General features: G+C 58.4%; 3 protein-coding genes, 1 tRNA gene and 2 pseudogenes. 1 reads left to right on the plus strand and 5 read right to left on the minus strand.

The window, feature by feature from the left end:
* The 5 genes and pseudogenes from AC1DRJ_RS21235 to rnr all read right to left on the minus strand — a co-directional run.
* A pseudogene (locus tag AC1DRJ_RS21235) lies at positions 1-230 on the minus strand (hypothetical protein); the annotation flags it as partial.
* 36 nt (positions 231-266) lie between these two features.
* On the minus strand, positions 267-497 hold the full coding sequence (gene rpsR, locus AC1DRJ_RS21240) for a 30S ribosomal protein S18 (protein ID WP_002551829.1): 231 nt from the start codon (positions 495-497) through the stop codon (positions 267-269).
* A 28-nt stretch (positions 498-525) separates the two neighbouring features.
* The gene (rpsF, locus tag AC1DRJ_RS21245; protein ID WP_003217491.1) at positions 526-948 is read right to left on the minus strand and encodes a 30S ribosomal protein S6; all 423 of its coding nucleotides are present in this window, start codon (positions 946-948) and stop codon (positions 526-528) included.
* Positions 949-1,231: 283 nt separating this feature from the next.
* Positions 1,232-1,906, minus strand: a pseudogene (rlmB, locus tag AC1DRJ_RS21250) (23S rRNA (guanosine(2251)-2'-O)-methyltransferase RlmB); the annotation flags it as partial.
* Positions 1,903-4,533, minus strand: a complete 2,631-nt coding sequence (gene rnr / locus AC1DRJ_RS21255; RefSeq protein WP_477803869.1) for a ribonuclease R — start codon at positions 4,531-4,533, stop codon at positions 1,903-1,905. The gene rnr and the pseudogene rlmB, both read right to left, overlap by 4 nt.
* Before the next feature lie 227 nt (positions 4,534-4,760).
* Here rnr and AC1DRJ_RS21260 point away from each other — a divergent pair.
* Positions 4,761-4,847, plus strand: a tRNA-Leu gene (locus AC1DRJ_RS21260).
* Positions 4,848-4,850: the final 3 nt, after the last annotated feature.

A 4,850-nucleotide genomic window follows, 5' to 3' on the forward strand; every position in this document is an offset into this window, starting at 1 on the left:
CCCAAAAGCACCAGAAGCGCCCGAGGGTCATCCGCATAAAGCCACCAGACCAACGCCGGCAGCACTCCCAGGGTAAGAACGCCAAGGGCGTCCTTCAATCCGCGCCGCAGAAGCACAAGGCATCCAGCGGCAGCACCCAACCAATACAACAACGGCAATGTTACGCATCCAGCCACTACGAGAGTGGCCTGCATACGGCCGCGCATGATGAACTCAGCTATGGCACGCATGCATTCAATCCTTTGCTACGAGTCGACTGCCCGGTCTCAGCGGCCGTGGCTGTCGGTGTAGGCCAGCAGGGCCAGGAAGCGGGCGCGCTTGATAGCGGTGGCCAGCTGACGCTGATAACGTGCTTTGGTACCGGTGATGCGGCTTGGAACGATTTTGCCGGTCTCGGATACATAAGCTTTCAGAGTGTTGAGATCTTTGTAATCGATCTCTTTCACGTCTTCAGCGGTGAAGCGGCAGAATTTACGACGACGGAAGAAACGTGCCATGTAATAGGCTCCTCAAAAGGTCCGTGGATTACTCGTCAGCGTTATCGCTGTTGTCGCTGTCATCACTATCAGCGCTTTCAGCGCCTTCGTGCTCAGGACGGTCGCGACGCTCACGGCGCTCACTGCGGTTTTCTTCAGCCTTGAGCATCTCGGATTGGCCGGTAACGGCTTCTTCGCGACGGATGACCAGGTTACGGATCACTGCATCGTTGTAGCGGAAGTTGTCTTCCAGCTCGGCCAGGGCCTTGCCAGTGCATTCAACGTTCAGCATCACGTAGTGAGCCTTGTGAACATTGTTGATTGCGTAGGCCAGTTGACGACGGCCCCAATCTTCCAGACGGTGGATTTTGCCGCCGTCTTCTTCGATCAGCTTGGTGTAACGCTCTACCATGCCGCCGACTTGCTCGCTTTGATCCGGGTGGACCAAAAAGATGATTTCGTAATGACGCATGAATGCTCCTTACGGGTTGTAGCCTGCCGCTCAAAAGCGGTCAGACAAGGAGTGAATGACACTTATGGACTTGCTTGCGATAGACACATTCGTGCCTGCCGTCACAGCAAGGGGCGCAATTGTAGAGAAGGGACAGGAGAGGTGCAAGGCAATTGGTGATTATTTGAACAGTTCGTTCGCACCACCGTTCTTTGGCATAGCCGAGAACCAATGTGGGAGCGGGCTTGCTCGCGAAAGCGGTATCACATCCAACATTTCTGCTGAATGACACACCGCTTTCGCGAGCAAGCCCGCTCCCAATCGGCAAGTGCACCAGGTAGTCGCACAGATCGCGGGTCAGGCGACGCATGCCGCTGCCTTCTGCACCCATGATCAGGATGGTCGGGCCGGTCATGTCTTGTTGATACAGACTCTGCTCAGCTTCGCCCGCTGTGCCGACAACCCACAAGCCGCGCTGCTTGAGTTTCTCAAGAGTACGCGCCAGGTTGGTCACGGCGACCAACGGAATCACTTCCGCGGCGCCACAAGCCACTTTACGGACCGTCGGGGTCAGCGTGGCTGACTTGTCCTTGGGCACGATCACCGCCAATGCACCGGCCGCATCAGCCGAGCGCAGGCAAGCGCCGAGGTTGTGCGGATCGGTCACGCCGTCGAGCACCAGCAACAACGGTGCGCCTTCGCTGCGATCGAGCAGCTCGTCGAGCATCGCCTCACCCCAGACCTGGCTCGGACTGACATCCGCCACCACGCCCTGGTGCACGCCATCAACCCAGGCGTCGAGTTCACGACGCTCAGCGTTGCCAACGGGCACGCGATTTTCACTCGCTAGCGCGATCAGCGCCTGTACACGCGGCTCGCTGCGGCCTTCAGCCAACCAGATCTGCTTGACGCGTTTCGGGTGGTGACGCAGCAATGCTTCTACCGCATGCACGCCGTAGATTTTTTCCAACTGACTCATGGCTTGGCCTTTGGTTTACGCGCCCCGCCGCTTCTGCCGGCTGGAGCAGCACCCGCTTTTGGCGGGCCTTTACGATGTTTGCTCGGTTTGGCTGGCTTGCCGCCGGGAGCCTTGTCAGGCGCCGACCGCCCGGTCTTTCCCCCAGACGCCGCTTTACCGCCGCTTTTCGCTTCAGACAGCAACGCCTGCTTCAATTCACGACTTTTACGCAGTTCGGCGTTTTTCGCCGCGGCATCGCTTGGGCGATAGGCTTCGACAGCTTTTTCCTTGGCAGGACGACGACCGGTTTTTGCCGGCGCCGGTTCTGCGGCGGTTTTAGCGGCCGGAGCAGTTGTTTCAGCCCCACGCTTCTTGCGGCCAATCGGCGCGCTGATGGTTTTTTCAGCCATCTCGAAGTCAATCTTGCGCTCGTCTAGATCAACGCGYATAACGCGCACTTCAACGGTATCGCCCAGACGGAAGCTGCGACCGGTACGTTCACCGGCGAGGCGGTGATGCACAGGATCGAAGTGGTAGTAATCGCCCGGCAGCGCGGTGACGTGCACCAGGCCTTCGACGTAGATATCGGTCAGCTCGACGAACAGGCCAAAACCGGTCACGGCGGTGATCACACCCGGGAACGATTCGCCCACGCGGTCTTTCATGAACTCGCACTTGAGCCAGTTCACAACGTCACGAGTGGCTTCATCGGCACGGCGCTCGCTCATCGAGCACTGCTCGCCGAGTTGCTCCAGCGCCGCTTCGTCGTACGGATAGATACGCGCTTTCGGAATGGTCATCGCGCCGGCACGGCGAACGTGCGGCGTGTTCTGCTTGGAATGGATAACGCTGCGAATCGCCCGGTGCGTGAGCAAGTCCGGGTAGCGGCGGATCGGCGAGGTGAAGTGGGTATACGCTTCGTAATTCAGACCGAAGTGGCCCTGGTTATCAGCGCTATACACCGCCTGGCTCAACGAACGCAGCATGACGGTCTGGATCAGATGGAAATCCGGACGATCCTTGATGCTTGCCAGCAATGCCTGGTAGTCCTTCGGCGACGGGCCATCCTTGCCTTTGTGCAGGGACAGACCAAGCTCGCCCAGGAAGGCGCGCAGTTTTTCCAGACGCTCCGGTGGCGGACCATCGTGGACGCGGTACAGCGCCGGGATTTCGTGCTTTTTCAGGAATTCGGCAGTGGCCACGTTGGCCGCCAGCATGCATTCCTCGATCAGCTTGTGCGCATCGTTACGAACGGTCGGACGGATTTCGGCAATCTTGCGCTCGGTCCCGAAGATGATCCGGGTTTCCTGCGTTTCGAAGTCGATCGCGCCACGCACGTGACGAGCGGCCAGCAGCACCTTGTACAGTGCATAAAGCTGCTTGAGGTGCGGCAGAACGTCGTTGTACTCGCCGCGCAGCTGACGCGCTTCGGTGAGTTTCGGCGTTTCCAGCATCGCGCTGACTTTGTTGTAGGTCAGGCGGGCATGGGAGTGAATCACCGCTTCGTAGAAGCAGTAGTCGGTCATTTCGCCGGACTTGGAGATGGTCATCTCGCAAACCATGGCCAGACGGTCGACGTGCGGGTTCAGCGAGCACAGGCCGTTGGACAACTGCTCAGGCAACATCGGTACGACGCGCTCGGGGAAGTACACCGAGTTACCGCGAACCTGGGATTCGTTGTCCAGGGCCGAACCGATTTTCACGTAGCTGGAAACGTCAGCAATCGCCACGTACAACTTCCAGCCGCCGGAGAACAGGCGCAGCTTGCCCGGCTTGGATTCACAGTAAACCGCGTCATCGAAGTCGCGCGCATCTTCACCGTCGATGGTCACAAAGGGCAGATGACGCAGGTCGATGCGCTTCTCTTTGTCCTTCTCTTCGACTTCCGGCTTGAGCTTGGCAGCTTCTTTCAAGACAGCTTCAGGCCAGACGTGAGGAATATCGTAGGTGCGCAGGGCGACATCGATTTCCATGCCCGGCGCCATGTAATTACCCACAACTTCGACCACGTCGCCTTGCGGCTGGAAGCGTGGTGTCGGCCAGTGAGTGATCTTCACTTCAACGAATTGACCGACGTGGGCGTTGGCATTGCGGCCCGGGGTGACCAGCACTTCTTGCTGGATCTTCGGGTTATCCGCAACAACGAAGCCGATGCCGCCTTCTTCGAAGTAGCGACCGACGATGGTCTCGTGAGCACGGGAGACCACTTCGACGATCATGCCTTCACGGCGACCGCGACGGTCGAGGCCGGAAACACGGGCCAGGGCACGGTCGCCGTCGAATACCAGGCGCATTTGCGCCGGGCTCATGAACAGGTCGTCACTGCCGTCGTCCGGGACCAGGAAGCCGAAGCCGTCACGGTGACCGCTGATGCGGCCCAGGATCAGGTCGAGCTTGTCCACCGGCGCATAAGTGCCGCGACGGGTATAGATGAGTTGCGCATCGCGCTCCATGGCGCGCAAGCGGCGACGCAGGGCTTCGATCTGGTCTTCGGTGGTCAGACCAAACTCTTCGACCAGTTGCTCGCGGTTAGCAGGCGAACCTCGATCAGCAAGGTGCTGAAGGATCAGTTCGCGGCTAGGAATAGGGTTTTCATATTTTTCCGCTTCACGAGCGGCCTCGGGATCGAGGGACTGCCAATCGGCCATTAGAGAGTTTTCACCTTGTCTATATGCGGGTTAGTTTGGCATAGGCGTAATGAAACGGGAAATTTCAAGCTATGACAGCCCTTCTAAAGCTCCTTTATCGACATCGTGACGCTGATTTAATTACCATTGGCGAAATTTCCCAGGTTTTTTTGATGTCGGGGGTTTACAGTTAAAAAGACGCTCCGTATAGTGCGCGCCATCGACGACGCAGACGCGCTGCCGATACTGCCCAGATGGTGAAATTGGTAGACACGCCAGCTTCAGGTGCTGGTGACCGCAAGGTCGTGGAAGTTCGAGTCTTCTTCTGGGCACCAATT

It is taken from the genome of Pseudomonas sp. P5_B2 (assembly GCF_056400445.1).